This is a genomic window from Coprococcus sp. AM100_B19A, from assembly GCF_027662015.1.
GTDB lineage: Bacteria > Bacillota > Clostridia > Lachnospirales > Lachnospiraceae > Allocoprococcus > Allocoprococcus comes.
The window spans coordinates 97,735-120,209 of record NZ_JAQDKN010000001.1 but is presented as its reverse complement, the minus strand read 5'-3'; the positions used below and the strand labels follow the sequence as shown (position 1 = coordinate 120,209).

Genomic DNA, 22,475 nt, shown 5'->3' with positions numbered 1-22,475 from the left:
CCGCTTATGAAGATTGCGATTGTTACCGGGGCATCCTCCGGCATGGGAAAAGAATTTGTCAGACAGATTGAACGTTTTTACAGGGAACTGGACGAAATCTGGGTGATTGCCCGCAGTGAAAAGAAGCTGGAAGAGATCAAGAAAAGCCACAAGACCTATATCCGGATCTTTGCAGGGGACATGGAAGAGGGTCTGGTATACAAGCAGGTGAAAAACCGGCTGGAGAATCAGAATCCTGATATCCGTATGCTGGTCAATGCAGCCGGATTCGGAAAGACCGGGACAGTAGAGGAGATTGCAAAGGAAGACAAGAAACTTCAGCTCCGCATGATCGACCTGAACTGCCGGGGACTGACCGAGATGACCTGTACCTGTCTGCCCTGGATGCATAAAGGAACCAGGATCATCAACCTGGCAAGCGCAGCAGCTTTTTGTCCGCAGGCAAAATTCGCAGTTTATGCAGCGACAAAGTCGTATGTACTGAGCTTTTCAAGGAGCTTTGCAGCTGAACTTAAGGAAAAAGGAATCTTCGTCACAGCGGTCTGCCCGGGACCTGTGGACACCCCGTTTTTTGAAGTGTCAGGGAAGTTGCCCGGTGGCATGAAAGAGGCTGTGATGGCAGATCCGGTACAGGTTGTAAAGCAGGCGCTCATTGATGCCAAATACAAAAAAGAGGTTTCTGTATATGGCACGGCAATGAAAGGGGCAGAAGCTGCAACCAAAGTACTTCCGCATGGAATGATCTTAAAAGCCATGTCAATGATGGAGAAAATAACGAAGGAGTAAGCGAAAGACAAGATGAAGATACAAAAAGGAGATGCAGGTTATCTGCGCAGAAGAAAACGATTATTGATACTGGAAGCTGTTGTCTCTTTTGGACTGGTTGCCGCACTGATAATCGCCGGTTATGTAACAACAAAGACAAAGCTCAATCTGCTCACTGTAGTAGCGGTACTCGGATGTCTTCCGGCAAGCCGGATCCTGGTCAATCTGATCATGGTCATGCCGCATGATTCCATCGATGAGGCAACTGAGCTTGAAATCTCGGCTGTCACCGAAGAACTTACCGTTGCATACGATCTTGTGATCACCAGTGAGAAAAAGGCAATGCCGGTAGCAGCTGTTGCAATTTACAACAATACGATCTGTGGCTATGTGCCGGTGAAAAAAGTGGATGTGGACTATGCCGCAAAGCATATCAAATCCATTATGAAGCAGAACCAGTTCGACAAGGTGGTGGTCAAGCTTTTCCATGATTACAAAGCATTTCTGACCCGCGCCGAGGGAATGAACAACATTGCTTCTGTAGAACAGCAGGATACAAGAAAACACGAAGAGATGATCAAAGGACTCCTTCTGGACATTTCACTGTAAAAGGCAGGAGGAATTAAAAGCATGCAGAAAATAACCGTTTCGTCAAATGAAGCAGGACAGCGTCTGGACAAGCTTCTTGGAAAATATTTAAGTAATGCGCCGATGAGCTTTGTTTACAAGATGCTGCGGAAAAAGAACATCAAGTTAAACGGGAAAAAAGCGCAGGGAAATGAAAAACTGACAAAAGGAGACCAGGTTGAAGTATTTCTCTCAGATGATACCTGGCAGAAATTCGCAGGGGCACCGGGAGCAGAAAAGCAGCTTCCGGCAGATCTTGCACGGGCAATGAAAAGCAGCATCCGGCTGTCGGTAATCTATGAGGATCCGGACATTCTGATCCTGAACAAACCATCAGGCATGCTTTCCCAGAAAGCAGCACCGTCTGACCTTTCCCTGAATGAATATATGATCGCGTATCTGCTGAAAAAAGGCGATCTGAAACCAGCTGAGCTTGCTACTTTCCGCCCATCTGTCTGTAACCGCCTGGACCGGAATACCAGTGGTCTTGTAACCGCAGGGAAAAGCCTTGCGGGATTGCAGCAGCTTAGCGAGATTTTAAGAGACAGGACCGTGAAAAAATATTATCTCACGATCGTGGATGGGGTGATAAAAGACCGTCAGAAGATCGAAGGATATCTTCTGAAAAATGAGATGACCAATCAGGTGAAAATTCTGAAAGAAGCAAAAGGCGAGGCAAAGCCGATAGCCACAGAGTATATTCCGCTTGCGGATAATGGTCAGCAGACGATTCTGAAGGTGCATCTGATCACGGGACGGACCCATCAGATCCGTGCACATCTGTCTTCGACCGGTCATCCGATCATCGGGGATAGCAAGTATGGTAATCCAAAGGTCAATTCTATTTTCAGGAAAAAATATGCGTTAAAATATCAACTTTTACATGCATGGAAAATGCAGTTCCCGAAAAGAGAGGATGCGCTTGCGAAGGTATCGGAAAAGGAGCTTACCGCGCCTCTTCCGGAAGGATTTACAACCATCATAAAAGGAGAAGGATTAGAATGGGAACCTGGAATTCAAGAGGGCTAAGAGGTTCAACCCTGGAGGATTTTATTAACCGGACGAATGAACGCTATCAGCAGCAGGGACTGGCGCTCATTCAGAAAATCCCGACACCGGTCACTCCGGTACGAATGGACAAAGATCACCGCCAGATCACGCTGGCCTATTTTGACCAGCGCAGTACGGTCGATTATATTGGAGCAGTACAGGGAATTCCCGTATGTTTTGACGCAAAAGAGTGCAGTATGGATACCTTTCCACTACACAATATCCATGAACACCAGATGAACTTTATGCGGGATTTTGAAAAACAGGATGGAATTTCCTTTTTTCTTATCTATTACAGTACAAAAAACCTGCTTTATTACATGCGTTTTGAAGAAATAGAAGTGTTTTGGGAGCGGATGAAGCAGGGCGGACGGAAAAGCGTACGCTTTGAAGAACTGGATGAGGAATATTTTATGCAGCTAAGGCAGGGCGTATTCGTTCCGTATCTGGAGATGCTCCAGAAGGATCTGGATCACCGGGAAGAAAGATAAGAAGCATGGAAAAGAGATTAGCAGGATAGAACTTCTGAGTATGCAGGCTTGACAAGCCGCGTCAAAGTTCGTATAATACAACAAGGTCACGTTTTAATATGGTAACATACTAAAGTGACAAATAAACAAAAAAGAGGAGTTACAATCTATGGAGCAGTTATTACATACACCCGAAGGGGTCCGAGACATTTATCACGAAGAATGCGCCAAAAAGCTGGCACTTCAGAACCGACTTCATAAGACTCTGCATTTGTACGGATATCATGATATCCAGACTCCTATGTATGAATATTTTGATGTATTCAGAAAAGAGATCGGAACCATTCCTTCAAGGGAATTATATAAATTTTTTGACAGAGACGGCAACACACTGGTGTTAAGACCGGATATCACTCCGCAGATCGCACGTGCGACGGCAACTTTATTTAAGGATGATGAGCTCCCGGCAAGGCTTTGCTATGTGGGGAATACATTTATCAATCATTCCAGTTATCAGGGACGATTAAAGGAAAGTACCCAGATGGGCGCGGAGATGATCGGACTGGATGCGGCGGATGCTGATGCGGAGATGCTGGCACTTGTCATTGACTGTCTGAAGAATGCCGGACTGGAAGAATTTCAGATCAGTATAGGAAATGTAGACTTTTTCCAGAGTTTGATCGAGGAATCCGAGATTGATGATGAGACAGAAGAACGTCTGCGTGAGCTGATTAACAACCGGAACTTTTTCGGTGTAGACGAACTTTTAGAAGAGGCTGATGCAAAACCGGTGTCAAGAAAAGCATTTTCTGCACTTTCAGAGATGGTCGGTGGTGTGGAGATCCTGGAGGAGGCGAAAAAGGTAGCGCCAAGCAAAAAAGCGATGAAAGCAATCCGGCGTCTCGAAAAAATCTACGCGATCTTATCTGTCTACAAAATGGAACAGTACATTACGTTTGATCTGAGCATGAGCGGAATTTATGGATATTATACCGGTATTATCTTCCGGGGATACACTTTTGGGACCGGGGATGCCATTGTAAAAGGCGGACGTTATGACCACCTGGTTGAAAAGTTTGGAAAAGAAGAGCCGGCGATCGGTTTTGCGATCGTAGTAGATGAACTGATGAGCGCACTTTCCCGCCAGAAGATCCAGATCTCAAGTGGCGAGAAGAGTTCCCTGATCTTATATGATAAAGAACGGTTGAAGGATGCAATCCAGCTTGCCATGGAATTCAGAGGGAAGGACAAGAATACCCAGATCCTTCAGAAAGCATCGGATAAGTCGCTGGAATTCTATGTGGATTATGGAAAACGCAGTCTTGCAGGAAGCATGCTGTATCTTCGCAGCAAAGGAGATGTGCAGATGGTGAACCTGATGACCGGCGAAGAGAAAATTGTAGGGTAGGGGTGAGACGATGAAAGACACAAGATATTTGACATTTGCGCTCTGTAAGGGGCGGCTCGCAAAACAGACACTGGAGCTTCTGGAAGAACTGGGGATCACCTGTGAGGAAATGAAAGATAAAAATTCCAGAAAGCTGATTTTTGTGAATGAAGAATTAAAACTCAAATTTTTCTTATCGAAGGGACCGGATGTACCGACCTATGTAGAATATGGTGCGGCGGACATCGGCGTGGTCGGAAAAGACACGATTCTGGAAGCGGGAAAGAAGGTACATGAGGTACTGGATCTTGGTTTTGGTAAATGCAGGATGTGCGTATGCGGACCGGCAGATGCGAAAAAATATCTGGAAAATCACGAACTGATCCGTGTGGCAACAAAATATCCGAATATTGCAAAGTATTATTTTTATAATACCAGACACCAGACGGTAGAGATTATCAAATTGAACGGTTCGATTGAACTTGCACCGATCGTTGGCCTTTCAGAGGTGATCGTGGATATCGTGGAAACCGGATCCACCCTGAAGGAGAACGGACTTGTAGTTCTCGATGAGGTTTGCCCGTTATCAGCGCGTATGATCGTAAACCCGGTCAGCATGCGTCTGGAAAATGACAGGATCAAGGAACTTCTTTATAAACTCAGAAGTATATTAAAAAGGGAGGCTTAATGCACATGAGAATACAAAAGCTGAACAGCGATACAAAGAAAAATCTGCTGGAAGATCTGCTGAAAAGAAGTCCGAACAATTATGGACAGTATGAGGCAAGCGTAAAAGAAATTTTAGATAAAGTAAAAGAAGAAAAAGATGCGGCAGTTTTTGCATACACTGCCAAATTTGATGGGGCAGAGCTTACTGCAGATACGATTGAAGTCACAGATGCAGAAATTGAAGAAGCATATGCGCAGGTTGATGATACACTTCTTACAGTCATCCGCAAAGCAAAAGACAATATCGAAAGTTATCATGCAAAACAGCGTCAGAACAGCTGGTTTGACAGTAAACCGGACGGAACCATTCTTGGGCAGAAGATCACTCCGCTTCACAGAGTCGGCGTGTATGTACCGGGAGGAAAGGCAGTTTATCCGTCTTCGGTACTGATGAATGTGATGCCGGCAAAGGTTGCCGGTGTGGATGAGATCATCATGGTAACGCCTCCTGGAAAAAATGGAAAAGTAAGTCCGAATACACTGGTTGCAGCCAAAGAAGCCGGTGTGGATAAGATCTACAAGGTCGGCGGTGCACAGGCAATTGCAGCCCTTGCATACGGAACAGAGAGTATCCCGAAGGTTGACAAGATCGTAGGACCTGGAAATATCTATGTAGCACTTGCAAAGAAAGCAGTTTACGGTCATGTCAGCATTGATTCCATTGCAGGACCAAGTGAAATCCTGGTTGTGGCAGATGAGACAGCTAATCCGAGATATGTTGCGGCAGACCTGCTTTCCCAGGCAGAGCATGATGAGCTCGCTTCCGCAATTCTTGTTACGACAAGTGAAAAGCTGGCACATGAGGTATCCGATCAGGTAGATGGTTTCTTAAAAGAACTTTCAAGAGCAGAGATCATTTCCAAATCTCTGGATAATTACGGATATATTCTGCTTGCCGATACGATGGAAGATGTGATCGACGTGGCAAATGAGATCGCATCCGAGCATTTGGAAATCCAGACAAAAAATCCATTTGAAGTGATGACCAAGATCCGCAATGCAGGAGCTATCTTTATCGGAGAATATGCAAGCGAGCCACTGGGCGATTATTTCGCCGGACCAAACCATATCCTTCCGACCAACGGAACTGCTAAATTCTTTTCCCCGCTTTCTGTAGACGATTTCATTAAGAAATCCAGTATCATCTCTTATTCAAGAGAAGCACTGCAGAAGGTACATAAGGATATCGAAAGCTTTGCAAAAGCGGAACAGCTGACTGCACATGCCAATTCGATCCATGTACGTTTTGAAGAGGAGGACTAAAAGATGGAGAGCAGAGTTGCATCCTGCAGTCGTGTGACAAAAGAAACACAGATTGAGATGACACTGAATCTGGACGGAACAGGAAAGACTGACATTTCCACTGGCATCGGTTTCTTTGACCATATGCTTTCCGGCTTTGCAAGACATGGACTTTTTGATCTGACTGTCAAAGTTACCGGAGACCTGGAGGTAGACAGCCACCACACGATCGAGGATACCGGAATCGTGCTGGGACAGACCATTGCAAAAGCACTAGGAGATAAAAAAGGAATCAAGCGGTATGGACATTTTATGCTTCCGATGGATGAGGTACTGGTGCTTTCGGCAATCGACCTTTCCGGAAGACCATATCTGAATTTTGACGCCACATTTACCTGTGATAAATTAGGAGAACTGGACACGGAGATGGTAAAAGAATTTTTCTATGCTGTTTCCTACAGCGGTGCAATGAACCTGCACCTGAAAGTCCTGGATGGCGGCAACAACCATCATATGGCAGAGGCGTTATTTAAAGCATTTGGAAAAGCGCTTGATATGGCTGTATCCGAAGAACCACGGATGAAAGAAGTGTGGTCTACAAAAGGCAGTCTGTAAAAAGATAAAAGGAGTTTCTCGTATGAGTTATAAAAGATTGATTCCCTGCATTTTTATTCTTGGAGGGAAGGCGGTAAAATGGTTTGATGACCCGACAGTTGTATCTGAAGATGTGATTGCGCTGGCAAAAGAGTACAACGATAACGGGGCGGATAAACTTCTGGTATTTGACCTGTCAAGCACGGATCAGGATCATGATGAGTCCATTGAACTGATGAAAAAGATCAACCGCGTGATCCGGATCCCGATGGTTGCCGGAGGAAATGTAAAGCGGCAGGAGGATGTGAAGAAAATCCTCTACACCGGTGCAAAGCGTGCCATGCTGAATTTTTCAAAGCCGGATTCACAGAAACTGATCGAATCGGTGGCAAAGCGGTTTGGAAAAGAGAAGATCGCGGTGTCACTGAATGACTTTGATGCATTATTTAAGCAGCAGCATCTGATCCAGACTTACAGTAGCCAGATTGTATTTATGCACCGTCTGGATCTGAATTCCGTTGTTAATATTACGGATATTCCGTGTGTGGTTGTGACCGATACACTGGAAAAGGAAGAACTTTTTAAGATCCTGGAATGTCCGGGTGTGAAAGGACTTTCTGGAATGTATGTGAGTCAGAGAGAAATCAATTGTGCTGATTTCAAAGAAGAGTGCAGCCAGAAAGGAATTCGTATGACATCCTTTGAGAGTCTGATGGATTTTTCCGAATTTAAATTAAATTCCGATGGATTACTTCCGGTTGTCACACAGCATTATAAGACGTCCGAAGTGCTGATGGTGGCATACATGAATCAGGAGGCATTTGAAAAAACAGTGAAAACCGGACGGATGACCTATTTCAGCCGGAGCAGACAGAGTCTCTGGACAAAAGGCGAGACATCCGGACATTTTCAGTATGTCAAATCCCTGACCATCGACTGTGACAAAGATACCCTGCTTGCAAAAGTCGATCAGGTAGGAGCGGCATGTCATACCGGCAATCCGACCTGCTTCTTCCAGCCAATCGTAGGGGATCAGTATGAAGAAATCAATACGCAGCAGGTATTCGAGAGCGTGTATCATACGATCATGGATCGCAAAGAGCATCCAAAGGAAGGATCTTACACGAACTATCTGTTTGAAAAAGGTATTGATAAAATTCTGAAGAAGGTTGGAGAAGAGGCTGCCGAGATCATCATTGCAGCGAAGAATCCGAACCCGGAAGAACTCAAATATGAGATGTGCGACTTCCTGTATCATATGATGGTGTTGATGGCAGAACGCGGGATCACCTGGGATGACATCATGGAAGAGATGGCAAAACGGTAAAAATAGCATATTTGAAAAAAAGAGGGACATATACTGAGGTAGAGGTATATGTCCTTTTTGTTTGTCTGAAATTGGGAAAGAACTTTCTGGTAAATGAAAAGGACTACCTGCCAAAGATGCGCACTCGCGCAAAGAAGAATGTTGCAAGTAACTGCGTTCGGTGTAGAATGCACCGAGGCACATTCATTTTAATTGGATGCTTTAGCAGAAGGGAGAGATTGGAATGAACGAATCACAAGAACGCCGCGAGGAGTTGCTTAGGATGTCACGTCAAAAATGGAGAAAAGGCAGTATCCCGGCGGTGCATCCAAGGTATCAGCATGTATACAGGGGATTATATGGAGAACATTCTTCAGAAGAAAATGGCGGAAGCAGTTTCTTTGCGCGGATGTTTATCAGTTTCCTTATCTTTGGGATGTTTGTGGCAGCAGATTATACAGGAGAGAAAATCTGGAAATATACGCCCTCACAGATCGTGTCACAGATTGAGTACCAACCGGATATTATGGGTGGAAAATGGTAAGAGAAGATAGGAAAGCAGTTCTATGGCGGAGACGGACTTGTAGAAAAAGGTGTAGAATTGTGTATTTTTACCAAAAAAACACCACATATGGTTAAATTTGTGCTATAATTAAAAATAATCAAACAAAAGATGAATGGAACTCCTAAATTTAATGTTTTATACATTTTATTAATGCAATTGTTAATGCGAAGAAGAATTTTTTGAAAACTTCAAAAATTAACATACAACTTATAGCCTATTTACGAGAGGAGGATCAATTATTGAAGTTTAGGAACAAATTTGTATCAAAAAGGATCGGGACAAAGACACTGGCAAGCCTTCTGGCATTTGGAATGGCTCTTGGTTCGCCAATGGCGGCATTTGCCGATGATGGGGAAACGGCCGTTGTAGCAGAGAATACAGTGCAGGCAAAAAAGACAGATGGATCAGAAGCATTTGTGAATGTATCTGATTATGTATGGGGAATGATGGAAAGCGGAGCAGTCAGGCTGAATAATGAAACCGGCTATCTGGAAGATACCTCGACTGGTCAGAAAGTGGATCCGGAGACAGGCGAACGCCTGACAGAGACACCGGATGTTCCGGAGACACCAGCCATACCGGACACCCCTGGAAATCAAGAAAACCCAGAGGTTCCGGAAAAACCGGACACTCCGGAAAATCCAGAGACACCGGAAAAACCAGAAACTCCAGAAAAGCCGGAGAATCCAGAAATTCCAGAAAAACCGGATACTCCGGAAACTCCAGAGGCACCGGAAAAACCAGGCACTCCAGAAAAGCCGGACACTCCGGAAACTCCAGAGACACCGGAAAAACCAGGCACTCCGGAAAATCCGGATAGCCCGGATTCCGGAAAATCCGATTCCAAAGATCCGATTCAGACACCGGATACTGATAAGGCAGATTCTTCCGAAGACCGGAAAGATACAAAGACCGACCCAATTCCGGGAAGTGAGATCGACCATACACAGGAGATCAGCAAAGCAGAAGAAGCAGCCGGTCAGAACGAATCAAAAACTGCAGTCAGTAATTCTGAACTGATCAGCCGTCAGCAGATTGTGAAGCAGCCAGAGATGGTAGAGGATTTTCGTTTCTGGACTGTGGCAAGAAAATATGCATTTGCCAGAACAGCGATCAATGTACGGGAGAAAATTCCGGAAGCTGCAGATGGCAGGGCAGATGCTTCCGAGGAAGCCAAAGAAGCAGAGCTTGAAGCGGCAAAAAAAGATGCAAAAGAGCTGAGAGCCGGATTTGATAAAGAGAATCAAAAATACAACACGAAAAAAGTGAAACGTACAAAAACGGCAAAAGGTGTAAAAAAATCTACACAGATCAAACTGACCGGACTCAACATTTTTTCATCAGCGAAATTAAAGGCAGAGGCGCCGAATCAGACTAATCTGAAAGCTGGAAAAAGAGCTGAAACAGCAAGACAGGCTGAGAAGGATCTGCAGAAGCAGAAAGAAGAACAGGCGGCAAAAGTGACTGCTGACCTGGCAGCACAGCAGATGGAAGAAAAGGTCCGCTCGGTCGGAACGATTTCGCAGGACGGGCTTCTTTATATTTTGAAAGAAGAAAACAATGGCTGGTTGTATGTGGAATCCGGTAATGTCAGGGGATTTGTAAAGGCGTCTGAAATTTATACGGAAGATGCGGCACAGGAACTTCTGGATGTCTATCAGACACAGGCCAGGTTAAAAGCTTCCAAAGAAAACAAAGACTATACCGGAATCGAGGGAACCGCAAAGACGGCACAGGCACTGATCGATGCAAAAGATAATCAGGCATATACCTATCTCCGTGCGACGGTGAAGCAGACGGTTGCAGATAAAGAACCGGCACTGGTAAGCGATCAGCTAGATACCGATAAAAAAGGAATCCTGAATATTCAAGAAGAGAAGAATGCGGATTCCAGAGTTGTTGGGACAATGACAGCAGGAGAGCTCTGCTACATTCTCGCAGATGAAGATTCAGACTGGGTTTATGTAGAATCCGGAGATGTCAGAGGCTTTGCGGAAAAGAAGTATTTGAAATCAGACGCTGAAACCAAAGCACAGGTGACAGAAAGAGGAGCTGATGCCTATTCAGTGGCAGAGGAAAACATGGATCCGGAAGATAATAAAGCTCTTTATTATACGCTGACTTCTACAAAAGAAGGAACGCCGAGTGGTGAAATCCGCCAGTCAATGATTGAATATGCATCCCAGTTTGTCGGTAATCCTTATGTGTGGGGCGGAACCAGTCTGACAAACGGAGCAGACTGTTCCGGATTTGTACAGCAGATTTACAAGGCTTACGGATATGATCTTCCGCGTGTTGCCGAGGATCAGAGCCAGTATGGAACCAAAATTCCAGTAGAAGACGCACAGCCGGGAGACCTGATCTTCTATGCAAAGAACGGTTATGTATATCATGTTGTGATGTATGCTGGAGATGGAAAGACCATCGAAGCTGCAAATGAAGATGTTGGAATCATTTACGGAACTGTTTATAACAAAGATGCAGTATGGGCAACCCGGATCCTGGACGATCATTATACTGTTGCAGGTGGCGGAATCGGAACAGTCAATGCGACAGAAGAGATGTACGGCGCAGATCTTGGCAATTTTACGATTACATATTACTGTGCATGTGAAATCTGCTGTAACAAAGCAGACGGGATCACAGCAACCGGAACTCCGGTCATTGAGGGACAGACCATTGCGGTGGATCCGAGTGTAATCCCTTACGGAACAAAAGTCATCATCGGCGGACATGTATTTACTGCTGAAGACTGTGGTGGTGCGATCAAGAAAAACCACATTGATGTCTATGTAAACAGCCATGAAGAAGCACTTGCTCTCGGCGTGACGAATGCAGAAGTATATCTGGTTAAATAAAAATTAAGCGAAGGATAATTTGTTCTTTCGGAGTTTATCTAAAGCCATAAAAAAAGGAAAATGTTCTGACGTAAGATATGTCAGGACATTTTCTTTTTTTCATTTTACCAAAATATTTTCCGAAAGAAATTACTCTCTGAGTTTGAAAAATTTTATCAGAAATATTTTTAATGAAATATGGACGGTTTTGTCAAAGAGTAGTAGAATAAAAATGTCGTGTTTCGACTAAAAGGACTGCATTTTACAGAATTTGTAAGAAGGAGCAACAGATTTTGAAATATAGAAATATACAGGTAGCAAAAATGACAGGAGCAAAAATTCTAGCAGGATTACTTGTTTTCGGACTTGCTTTCAGCGCTCCGGCAACAGCTTGGGCGGCAGAGGGCGGTCTTACAGAGGTTACTTCTAATGGATCAGAAAATGGAGAAAAATTACATGCAAAATCCATTGATGGGCGTGATACACTTACAGAAGTATCAGATCTTGTCCTGGAGATGATTCATAATGAAGAAATCAGATACAATGAAGAGACTGGATATCTGGAAGATACCGGTCTGCGTGATGCGGCGAAAACAGGATGGAAGGTTGATCCGATAACAGGGGATGAAGTAGAAGTAATCCCGGCTAACCCGGATGTGCCGGTTACGCCGGAGCAACCGACAGATCCGGTCAATCCGGATACACCACAGCAGCCTTCGGATGGCAATGTGAACAATGAACAGCAGCCTTCGGAAGACCAGACAGAAGACTCAGAAGAAAACAAAGCGCAGGAGCAGGAAAAAAATGCGCAGGATAGCGAACACAAGATGACCAATGAAGAACTGGTCAAGAGACAGCAGATCGTCAGTCTTCCGGAATACGAAGAAGATTTCCGTTTCTGGACAGTTGCGAGAAAATATGCATTTGCAAAGACAAAGATCAGCATACGTGAGGCAATTCCGGAGGATATCAGTGGAGCCGTTGATACTGATCGGACAGAAAGTGATATTCAGGAAGCAACAGCTGATGCTAAAAAACTGTTTCATAAGGAAACTTCTGTAAAGGCGAAGAAATCAAAGACGAAATCTTCTGCGAAAAAGACGAAAACAGCAAAGAAAGTACAGCTTAATACATTTTCTGCCGAGACATTAAAAAACACAGCAGACACTTCGGGAAAGAAGTCATCCTTAAACTCGGATACTGCTACAGCATTGCAGGATGATACTTTAAATGCATCCCCAGCATCCCGGCAGTTGACCGAAAAGGTGCGTTCTGTCGGAGAAATTTCACAGGATGGACTTCTCTACATTCTGAAAGAAGAAAAGAATGGATGGCTGTATGTAGAATCCGGAAAGGTCAGAGGATTTGTAAAAGAATCCGAGCTTTATACCGGAGATGCCGCACAGGTACTGCTGAGTGGATACCAGAAGCAGGCAAAAAAAGCTGCAAAAAAAGCCAAGATTGCATACACTGGAATCGAAGGAACAGCATCCCTTGCAAAAGAAACGGTTCCGGCAAATGAAAATCAGGCATTTACCCATGTACGTGCAACCGTAAATCAGACACTGGCTACGAAAAAATATGCACTGGCAGATGCATCAAAGTCGGATGGAACTGTAGCAATCCAGGAAGAGGCAAATGGACAGTCACGTGTGATCGGAACCATGTCCCAGGGTAATCTGTGTTATATCCTTGCGGATGCAGAGAAAGACTGGATCTATGTGGAGTCCGGGGATGTCCGAGGGTTTGTCTCTAAAGAGGCTGTTCAGACTGGGGATGAAGTAAAAGCGCAGGTAGAAGCAGCAGGCGAAGGTGCTTACCAGACAGCTACAGAACTGATCGCACCGGAAGATAACCGGGCACTTTATTATAGCTATGCTTCTGTAAAGCCGGGAACACCGGGGAATGCGATCCGCCAGGCAATGCTGGATTTTGCCGCACAGTTCATTGGCAATCCTTATGTATGGGGCGGTACAAGCCTGACAGAAGGGGCGGACTGCTCCGGATTTGTACAGCAGATCTATAAGAATTTTGGCTATAATCTGCCAAGAGTAGCCGAAGATCAGAGCCAGTATGGAACCAAGATTCCGGTTGAAGACGCACAGCCGGGGGATTTGATTTTCTATGCAAAAGACGGTTATGTCCATCATGTTGTGATGTATGCAGGAGACGGAAAGACCATCGAAGCTGCAGATGAAGACCAGGGAATCATTTCCGGAACGGTATATATTCCGGAAGCTGTCTGGGCAACCAGAATCCTGGAAGAAAATTATAATCTGGAAGGCAAGGATGTGAACGAACAGAACGCTACAGCCGAACAGTATGGAGACAGTATTGGAGAGTATACCATTGATTATTATTGTTCCTGCGAAACTTGCCGTGCGAAGGCAAGCAAAGTTAAAGCAACCGGAACTCCGATTGTTGAAGGGCAGACCATTGCGGTTGACCCGGATGAGATTCCGTATGGAACAAAGGTGATCATTGACGGACATGTATTTACTGCTGAAGATTACGATACTTCCGGCAAAGAAAAACATATCAGTATCTATGTCAATGAGCATGAGACTGCACAGAAGCTGAATGAGAAGAAGGCAGAAGTACATCTGGTGAAATAAAGACAATCAAAAAAAGAAATATTAAACAAGAAAAACTTCGGATCACTGGCGAAAATCCAGAATATCCGAAGTTTTTTGCATGTCTACACTATTCAGACAAGTCATTCTCCCGGCTAATGTTTGATCTTTTTCAGTTTTTCATTGCCTGCCTGACATTCGGTCGGGGAAATATGATACATTTTCTTAAAAGCACGAAAAAATGAAGAATAGTCTCCAAAACCGGACTGGACAGCAACCGTTTTAAGCGGAACATCCTGCCGGATCAGCGAGACCGCAAGTGCCAGCCGTTTCTTTAAAATATACTGATGACAGGTCGTATTCAGTTGTTTCTGAAAAAATTTGTTCAGACTGCTCTTGCTCATGTGGAAAGTACGCGCCAGATCCTCCACGCCGATTTCTTTCAGAAAATGCTGATCCAGATAGCGGACGATCTGATTGGTCTGATCGGATTCAATCTCAATAAATTCGTTGGAATATTTCAGGGCATAATTGATGATTTTTACCAGAAGACAGGTGGATGCACCACAGGCATAGGTTTCGGAAAGCTCCCCATAAGAAGCATATTCCCGGTAAAAGGTTTCAAATTCTTCCTCAAAATTGCACAGCTTATTGGTAGTATGAAGAAGATGAGGTGTGTCAATATTGAAAACAGATTCCTCAAGAGCCGGAAGCTGGCTTTTCAGATTGGAAATATATGATTTTTCCAGCCATACAGTGATAAAATCATAATAGTTTGCAACAAGATCACTGGAGGTAAAGTAGTGTGGAATATCCGGTGGAATAACCAGAATATCGCCATTTGTAATAAAATGCCGTTTCTGGCCGATGCGGAACAGAAAATCTCCGCTTTTACAAAAGCTGATCTCGTAAAATCCGCTTTTGATCATAGAAAGATCTTCCATCAGATATCCTTTGTGGTGCGTGCATTTTACATGGCGCAGATGACGTTTGCCGGACAGATGCATTTCAGGGCTTTGCTCATATAATTTTTTCATTTATAAACCTTTCATGATGAATAATAATTTAACAAATCTTTTTTAATCATTATACAATACACATTGCAAAAAAGGTAAAAGAAATTGTAAAAAAGTTATATTTTTTGTTATAGATAAAAACAATAAATTGTTAAAAGTTACAAAAATAACGGGAAATCAACGTTTTCTGGAATTATTGATAAATAATAGCAATAAGTACAAAAAGTGATAGAAAAAAGCTATTTGCAAAGAAAAAAATATTTTGGTAGTATTTTTGAAGAGTTGTTAACGAGGGGATACACAGACAGAACAACTTAAGGAAAATACAATGGAGGAAAAAGGAAAATGAAAAGAAGAGCACTCGCATTATTGTGTGCAGGAATTTTAGCAGTCGGTATGCTTGCCGGATGTGGTGGAAGTTCTGACAAGAAAGACAGCAGCGCAAAGACAGAAGACACGAAGAAAGAGGCAAAAAGTGATGGGACTTTTACAGTTGCATTGAATTATATGCCAAATTCACTTCAGCCAAGTGCACAGAGCAGTGATGACTTGGTAAGTGCAATCCGTCCAATCTATGAACCGTTATTTGCTGAGACAAAAGACGGTCTGGAATATTATCTGGCTGATAAGCTTGATATTTCAGAAGATGGTCTTACCTACACACTTCATATTAATGACAAAGCAACATGGAGTGATGGAGAACCGGTTACAGTAAAAGATATCAAATTTACCATTGATTATGGTGCATTGGTTTATGGCGGACCTACATCATTCACCAAGGTAAATGGTGGAGAAGTGCAGATTAACGAGATTGATGATAAGACAATGGAATTTGTACTTCCATCAGTATATGATAACTATGTCAGAACGTTATCTCAGTTCTATCCAATGCCGGCACATGCATTTGATAATGATCCGTCAAAGATTAATGACAGTACATACTTCAAAACACCGGGTATGGCTACATCTGGAGCATATGTAGTAAGCGAAATTAACGAAGATAGTTTTGTTTATACAGCAAGAGATGACTACTACAGAGGAACTCCTTCTGTTAAGAAAGTCGTTATGAAAACAATCGGCAGCGGAAGCACAAAACAGATCGAATTTGAAAATGGCGGAATTGATTATATGCGTGTTACAAGCGCAGAAGACCTGAAGAAATACAAAGAGGAGTCTGATAAATACAATATGTACAGTATATCAGAAGCTCGTCTTAATTACCTTCAGTTAAACCCACACGGACCGGTAATGTCTACATTATCTCAGGATGCAAGAAAAGCAATCTTCCTTGCACTTGACAAAGATGCGATTGTTGATTTTGCATGGGGATCAGATGAACTTGCAGAGCCAGCGAACAGCCTCATCACACCGGACCAGTCTATTTATAATAAAGACTGTAAAGGATATAACTTCAATCTGGAAGAAGCAAAAAAACTTGCAAAATCATCTGGATTGGAAGGAAAAGAACTTACATATATTTACAATTCAGACCGTGCAAATATGGAAGCTGTAGCAACTGTCGTACAGCAGCAGTTAGCTGAAATCGGCGTAACAGTAAATATTGAAAGCTGCGATACTTCTACATTCTTCCCACGTTTCTTTGCAAGCAAAGATAAAGAACTGGCTACAACATGGGATCTTGGTACAAACGGATGGGATTCACAGCGTGGTTCAAACTGTGGACAGGCAATCAGCTACTTTACAAATCGTCTCTGTGATTGTGGATACAGTGATGAAGTTTCAGGGCTTGCTCAGAAAGCCATAGGAACTGCAGATGCGAAAGAAAAACAGGAACTTTGGAATACAATTCAGGACAAAGCTTTGGAAGAATGTTGGGAATACCCACTTACATATACAAACTTTGTTATGGTTTCGCAGAAAAATGTTACTGGTTTAGATGGTTCGTCAGTTGTTCCTGAATTCATTGATTACTTATCTATTCATGTGGATTAAAAATTTACATTAGCTGAAAAGCATACGGAATGTGGCATGCCTTTAAAGTAAAGACAAGCCACATTCTTTCATATATTCGGTTTTACAGAGAGGAATACTTATGTGGAAATATTGTTTAAAAAAGACGGCTCAGGTAGTAATCGTAATGATATTGATTTCCTTTTTTTCATTTGCAATTGTCTATTTTGCACCAGGTGACATATCGGATATGTATGTGAATCCGGAAATGACGGAAGAACAGAAAGCTAATGTGATTGCACAATTGGGGTTGGATAAGAGCATGACAGAGCAGTATTTTGCCTGGGCTAAACGTGCGGTACACGGAGATTTAGGTGTATCCTTATCTAATAAGTCGGCTGTGTGGCCCCAGTTTATGCAGCGTCTTCCGGCAACGATCATACTTATGGGAAGTTCTATGATCTTGTCACTTTTACTTGCAATCCCGCTTGGCTTATGGTCGGGATATAAGAAGAACTCATGGCTTGATAACTTGATAAGTTCGTTAGCGTATATGGGAATGTCCATTCCTTCTTTTTGGTTTGGTATGCTGCTTATTATTGTATTTGCTGCAGTATTAAAGGTATTACCTTCTTCCGGTATGCATACCGTTGGAAATGTATCTGCATTTGATACGTTCCAGCATATGATTCTTCCATGTATTACGCTTAGTATCGGTCATGTTGCGGTTTATATCCGTTATATCCGTGCAAATACCATCGGACAGTTAAGCGAAGAGTATGTGCTTACCGCCGAAGCAAAGGGAGATTCTCAGACGAAAATTTTATTCCGACATGTGTTGAAAAACACGCTGTTGCCTATCATTACATTGATGGGAATGAATCTGGCATCTTTGGTATGTGGATCCTTTATTGTAGAAAGTGTCTTTGGATGGCCGGGAATTGGAACCTTTGCGATGTCTGCGATTGGTTCAAGGGATTATCCGGTAATCATGGCGTATGTTATGCTTTCAGGTTTTCTTTTGGTAGTCGGTAATTTTATTGCAGATTTATTGTATGCCTTTGTTGATCCAAGAATTAAACGGGGAGGTGCATCCGGTGGGAAATAATATAGTAATAACCAATGATTCATTTGCAAAACTGGAAAAAAAGAAAACAGTAGAAGTTTCTGTGGAGAGACAGAGCGTATGGAAAGATATTTGGAAAGAACTAAGGAAAAACAAAGTTGCTATGGTAAGTGTCGTACTTCTTGCCATTCTCATCATTGCTGTTCTTTTGGCACCTCTTAGTCCTTACGATCCTTATAAGTTAGATGCCTCTCAAAAACTGCAGGGTATTTCATCCAGTCACTGGTTTGGCACAGATGAGTACGGAAGAGATTATTTTACCAGAACCTTATATGGTGGAAGAGTTTCTTTGCTGGTGGGATTCATGTCTATGATCATGACGGTTGTAATCGGAACATCATTAGGTGTATTCTCCGGTTATGTCGGAGGAAAAGTGGATATGTTTTTGATGAGTTTCACAGATATTTTCCTTGCTCTTCCGAGTATGCTGTTAATGGTTATTTTAAATACCTTTTTAAAGCCTGGTTTACCGACTCTGATCGTTGTATTGAGTCTGTTTTCCTGGGCATCCGTTGCAAGAATTACGAGAGCGGAGACAATGTCATTAAAGGAACGAGATTTTGTGGTGGCTACACAGAATCTGGGGGCATCAAACTTCCGCGTGATCGTTAAACATATTATCCCTAATATTTTAGGACCGGTTATTGTTGCTGCAAGCTTGAGTGTGGCAAATGCAATTCTGATGGAATCTTCTTTGAGCTTCCTGGGATTAGGTGTGCAGATTCCACGTGCATCCTGGGGAAGTATGCTTCAGGGGGCACAGGCGCATATTTTGGATTACCCCTTATTGGCGGTATATCCGGGTGTAATGATCCTAATTACAGTTTTGAGCTTTAATTTACTGGGAGATATTCTGAGAAACGCATTAGAACCTAAAATTGTAGAATAGCAAAATAGGCAGTAACCACCTTAGGGAAAGGGATAAAAAATGAATAATTTATTAGAAATGAAACATGTGGCTGTGAATTTTGCTGCATATGGAGGCACTGTGCAGGCGGTGCGGGATATATCGTTTTCTATTGAAGAAGGACAGACGGTTGCACTGGTAGGTGAATCGGGCTGTGGAAAATCGATTACAGCGAAAACTATTATGGGGCTTGTAAAAAAGCCGGGGAAAGTAATGGAAGGAAGCCAGATCATATTTGAAGGTACAGATATCGCAAGATATTCTTCTAAGGAGTGGAAAAAATTCCGTGGCAAAGAATGTTCTATGATTTTTCAGGATGCACTTGTTTCTTTAAATCCGACCATGAAAATCGGAAAGCAGATCATGGAAAGTCTTGACAATCATGCCGTAACGACTTCTAAAGAAGAAAAAAAGAAAAAAGTAATCGATATGCTGAAGTTAACAGGCATTGCAGATGCTGAAAAATGTCTTGAAAAGTATCCGCATGAGTTATCTGGTGGAATGCGGCAGAGGATTATGATCGCAATTGCATTGATTTCTCATCCGAAATTGTTGATTGCTGATGAACCAACCACATCTTTGGATGTAACGATCCAGGCGCAGATTCTGGCTGAAATGAAAGCCCTGCAGAAAAAACTGAATATGGCAATTCTGCTGATTACGCATGATTTGGGAATTGTGGCGGATGTGGCTGATAAAATTGTAGTTATGTACGCCGGGAAAATTGTAGAAGAGGGTATGGTCAGAGAGATTTTCTATCATCCGGTTCATCCATATACAAAAGCCCTTTTAAATTCCGTTCCACGACTGGACAGAGATGGAAAAGAAATGCTTTGTACCATAGAAGGAAACATTCCGGATATGACAAATCCGCCGAAGGGATGTGCATTTTGTGAAAGATGTCCGCATGCCATGAATATTTGTGCACAGTATATGCCGGAGGAAAAAACGGTATCTTCCAGTCACAGGGCATCTTGCTGGATGATGGATGAACGTGCCGCAAAGGGAGGTGTTGCACATGCCTAGCCAAAAGAAAATCTTAGAAGTTAAAAATTTGAAAAAATATTTTCCGGCTGCTCAAAAACAACAGTTAAAGGCTGTTGATAATGTGTCATTTGATATTTACGAAGGTGAGACTCTGGGAATTGTTGGTGAATCCGGATGCGGAAAAACAACCTGTGGAAAAACCTGTCTTGGAATGTATCCGGTAACAGATGGAGAGGTTCTGTTTCACGGAAAAAACATTCATACCATGTCAAAGAAAGAACGGTTTGCATTTACAAAACGTGTGCAAATGATTTTTCAAGATCCGTATGCTTCTCTTGACCCTCACCAGAAGGTTTATGATATAATAGCAGAAGGAATCCAGATTCATGGGATGGCGAAAAACAAAACAGAAGAAAAGAAGATGGTAGCGGAACTACTTGAGATGGTTGGATTGAATGCAGAGCATGCATCGAGAAATGTCCACGAGTTTTCAGGTGGGCAGCGTCAGAGGATTGGAATTGCCAGAGCACTTTCCGTTAATCCAGAATTCTTGTTTTGTGATGAACCTATTTCAGCATTAGATGTTTCGATACAGGCACAGATTATAAATCTGCTTATGAAATTACAGAAAGAAAAAAATCTGACCATGTTGTTTATTGCACATGACCTGTCTATTGTAAAACATATATCAGATCGTATAGGGGTAATGTACTTGGGGAAAATGGTAGAACTTACAGAATCCTCTAAGTTATATGTTGATCCAAAACATCCTTATACGAGAGCTCTTTTATCAGCGGTTCCGATTGCGGATCCTGAGGCATCAGCACAAAAAGAGCGTATTATGTTAAAAGGCGATGTCCCAAGTCCGGTGAATCCACCAGTTGGATGCAGATTTGCAGGACGCTGTGAAAACTGTATGGAGATCTGCCGTAAGGAAGAACCTCAGATGATAGAGATTGTTCCGGGACATTATGTGGCATGTCACCTGTATGATGAGATACCAGGGTCAAAAGGTCAGAAAGACGATGCAAGCTTGCTTGCAAGAGTGCAAAGCACGTAGCAATCTGGTATCAAAGGGGTTAAAATACCTTTTGACTACAATATCATGATGACTAAAAGAAAAAAATGTATGTAACAGAGGAGAAAGAAAAATGAAGTACGATTTTACAAGTATTATTGACCGTAAAGGAAAAGATGCCCTTGCAGTGGATATCCTTCCAAATATGCTTGGACCGGGGAACAAAGTAGAAGTAAGAGAAGGAATGGATTATATTCCGATGTGGATTGCGGATATGAATTTCCCGGCGCTCCCGAAGATTACTGAAGCGATCATCGAAAGAGCTAAACATCCGACCTATGGATATTTTATTACCAGAGATGAGTATTACAACAGCATCATCAAGTGGCATGAAGAACGGAATCATGTGACCGGACTGAAAAAAGAACATATCGGTTATGAGAATGGAGTTTTAGGCGGCGTGGCAAGTGCACTTCACGCGGTCTGCTCACAGGGTGACAATGTCCTTGTCCATGCACCGACTTATATTGGATTTACCGGCACACTGAACAACAATGGCTACCATATCATTCACAGCCCGCTGAAAAAGGATGAAGAAGGCATCTGGCGGATGGACTTTGAGGATATGGAAGAGAAGATCGTGAAAAACAAGATCCATGCAGCTGTTTTCTGTTCACCGCACAATCCGACCGGCCGTGTATGGGAGCGCTGGGAAATCGAGAAAGCAATGGAAATTTATAAAAAATACGATGTGACCGTCATTTCCGATGAAATCTGGTCCGACATTATTTTATATGGAAACGAGCATATCCCAACCCAGTCTGTATCTGAAGATGCAAAAAACAGAACGGTTGCTTTATACGCACCGTCAAAGACCTTCAACCTTGCCGGACTGATCGGAAGCTATCATATTATATACAACAAACGCCTGAAAGACAGAGTGTTAAAAGAGTCTTCCCTCTGCCATTACAATTCGATGAATGTGCTGTCCATGCATGCACTAATGGGTGCGTATACACCGGAAGGACGGGAATGGGTTGGCGAGCTTCGGGAAGTGATCGGGGAAAATGTCGCTTATGCATGTGATTATATCGACAAACATTTTGAAGGTGTTTCCGTAACCAGACCGCAGGGAACCTATATGCTGTTTGTTAACTGTGAAGAATGGTGCAAGGCACATGATAAGAGCCTGGAAGACGTTCTGAAGATGGGATATGAAGCAGGTGTGTTCTGGCAGAACGGAAAGCCATTCCATGGTGAATGGTATATTCGTATGAACCTTGCACTGCCGACATCCAGAGTGAAAGAAGCATTTGACCGTCTGGATAAATATGTATTCAATGCTTAAAATGCATACAATAAAGG

At 43.0% G+C, this 22,475-nt stretch carries 19 protein-coding genes; 18 read left to right on the top strand and 1 reads right to left on the bottom strand.

Features of this window, described 5'->3' with window-relative positions; all coding sequences use genetic code 11:
* The first annotated feature begins 6 nt into the window (after nucleotides 1–6).
* The 12 genes from PGQ33_RS00565 (at nucleotide 7) to PGQ33_RS00510 (ending at nucleotide 14,187) form a co-directional block, all read left to right on the top strand.
* Nucleotides 7–786, top strand: coding sequence for an SDR family NAD(P)-dependent oxidoreductase (locus PGQ33_RS00565; RefSeq protein WP_270205050.1), 780 nt, complete (start codon nucleotides 7–9; stop codon nucleotides 784–786).
* A gap of 12 nt (nucleotides 787–798) precedes the next feature.
* Nucleotides 799–1,374, top strand: coding sequence for a hypothetical protein (locus PGQ33_RS00560; RefSeq protein ID WP_117834734.1), 576 nt, complete (start codon nucleotides 799–801; stop codon nucleotides 1,372–1,374).
* Nucleotides 1,375–1,395: 21 nt separating this feature from the next.
* On the top strand, nucleotides 1,396–2,421 hold the full coding sequence (locus tag PGQ33_RS00555) for an RluA family pseudouridine synthase (protein ID WP_270205049.1): 1,026 nt from the start codon (nucleotides 1,396–1,398) through the stop codon (nucleotides 2,419–2,421).
* Nucleotides 2,394–2,933 (top strand): Holliday junction resolvase RecU, encoded by a 540-nt coding sequence (locus PGQ33_RS00550; protein WP_270205048.1) that lies wholly within the window; start codon nucleotides 2,394–2,396, stop codon nucleotides 2,931–2,933. The genes PGQ33_RS00555 and PGQ33_RS00550 overlap by 28 nt, the downstream gene beginning before the upstream one ends.
* 148 nt (nucleotides 2,934–3,081) lie before the next feature.
* Nucleotides 3,082–4,320, top strand: coding sequence for an ATP phosphoribosyltransferase regulatory subunit (gene hisZ, locus PGQ33_RS00545; protein ID WP_227120041.1), 1,239 nt, complete (start codon nucleotides 3,082–3,084; stop codon nucleotides 4,318–4,320).
* Nucleotides 4,321–4,330: 10 nt separating this feature from the next.
* On the top strand, nucleotides 4,331–4,987 hold the full coding sequence (gene hisG / locus PGQ33_RS00540) for an ATP phosphoribosyltransferase (RefSeq protein WP_270205047.1): 657 nt from the start codon (nucleotides 4,331–4,333) through the stop codon (nucleotides 4,985–4,987).
* 5 nt (nucleotides 4,988–4,992) lie between these two features.
* Nucleotides 4,993–6,291: a histidinol dehydrogenase gene (gene hisD / locus PGQ33_RS00535; RefSeq protein ID WP_022220613.1), complete on the top strand. Its 1,299-nt coding sequence runs from the start codon at nucleotides 4,993–4,995 to the stop codon at nucleotides 6,289–6,291.
* A gap of 3 nt (nucleotides 6,292–6,294) precedes the next feature.
* Nucleotides 6,295–6,885: an imidazoleglycerol-phosphate dehydratase HisB gene (gene hisB, locus PGQ33_RS00530; protein WP_022220612.1), complete on the top strand. Its 591-nt coding sequence runs from the start codon at nucleotides 6,295–6,297 to the stop codon at nucleotides 6,883–6,885.
* 22 nt (nucleotides 6,886–6,907) lie between these two features.
* Nucleotides 6,908–8,191 carry a bifunctional phosphoribosyl-AMP cyclohydrolase/phosphoribosyl-ATP diphosphatase HisIE gene (hisIE, locus tag PGQ33_RS00525; RefSeq protein WP_270205046.1) on the top strand — a complete coding sequence of 428 codons (1,284 nt, stop codon included), beginning with the start codon at nucleotides 6,908–6,910 and terminating at the stop codon, nucleotides 8,189–8,191.
* A 223-nt stretch (nucleotides 8,192–8,414) separates the two neighbouring features.
* Nucleotides 8,415–8,714, top strand: coding sequence for a hypothetical protein (locus PGQ33_RS00520; protein ID WP_022220610.1), 300 nt, complete (start codon nucleotides 8,415–8,417; stop codon nucleotides 8,712–8,714).
* Between the two features lie 260 nt (nucleotides 8,715–8,974).
* A complete protein-coding gene (locus PGQ33_RS00515) occupies nucleotides 8,975–11,593 on the top strand; it encodes an NlpC/P60 family protein (protein ID WP_270205045.1) in 2,619 nt (872 codons plus the stop codon).
* 272 nt (nucleotides 11,594–11,865) lie between these two features.
* A complete protein-coding gene (locus tag PGQ33_RS00510) occupies nucleotides 11,866–14,187 on the top strand; it encodes a C40 family peptidase (RefSeq protein ID WP_270205044.1) in 2,322 nt (773 codons plus the stop codon).
* Nucleotides 14,188–14,300: 113 nt separating this feature from the next.
* On the opposite strand, the gene PGQ33_RS00505 is transcribed toward PGQ33_RS00510, so the two are convergent.
* Nucleotides 14,301–15,182, bottom strand: a complete 882-nt coding sequence (locus tag PGQ33_RS00505) for an AraC family transcriptional regulator (RefSeq protein ID WP_270205043.1) — start codon at nucleotides 15,180–15,182, stop codon at nucleotides 14,301–14,303.
* A gap of 324 nt (nucleotides 15,183–15,506) precedes the next feature.
* Between PGQ33_RS00505 and PGQ33_RS00500 the strand changes: the two genes are divergently transcribed.
* The 6 genes from PGQ33_RS00500 (at nucleotide 15,507) to PGQ33_RS00475 (ending at nucleotide 22,458) form a co-directional block, all read left to right on the top strand.
* Nucleotides 15,507–17,114 carry an ABC transporter substrate-binding protein gene (locus tag PGQ33_RS00500; protein ID WP_055248809.1) on the top strand — a complete coding sequence of 536 codons (1,608 nt, stop codon included), beginning with the start codon at nucleotides 15,507–15,509 and terminating at the stop codon, nucleotides 17,112–17,114.
* A 100-nt stretch (nucleotides 17,115–17,214) separates the two neighbouring features.
* Nucleotides 17,215–18,180: an ABC transporter permease gene (locus tag PGQ33_RS00495; RefSeq protein WP_022220605.1), complete on the top strand. Its 966-nt coding sequence runs from the start codon at nucleotides 17,215–17,217 to the stop codon at nucleotides 18,178–18,180.
* A 1-nt stretch (nucleotide 18,181) separates the two neighbouring features.
* Entirely contained in the window at nucleotides 18,182–19,087 is a 906-nt protein-coding gene (locus PGQ33_RS00490) for an ABC transporter permease (protein WP_416386984.1), read from the top strand.
* Between the two features lie 39 nt (nucleotides 19,088–19,126).
* A complete protein-coding gene (locus PGQ33_RS00485) occupies nucleotides 19,127–20,131 on the top strand; it encodes an ABC transporter ATP-binding protein (RefSeq protein WP_270205042.1) in 1,005 nt (334 codons plus the stop codon).
* On the top strand, nucleotides 20,124–21,152 hold the full coding sequence (locus PGQ33_RS00480) for an ABC transporter ATP-binding protein (RefSeq protein WP_118219091.1): 1,029 nt from the start codon (nucleotides 20,124–20,126) through the stop codon (nucleotides 21,150–21,152). The genes PGQ33_RS00485 and PGQ33_RS00480 overlap by 8 nt, the downstream gene beginning before the upstream one ends.
* A 91-nt stretch (nucleotides 21,153–21,243) precedes the next feature.
* Nucleotides 21,244–22,458, top strand: a complete 1,215-nt coding sequence (locus PGQ33_RS00475; RefSeq protein ID WP_270205041.1) for a MalY/PatB family protein — start codon at nucleotides 21,244–21,246, stop codon at nucleotides 22,456–22,458.
* Nucleotides 22,459–22,475: the final 17 nt, after the last annotated feature.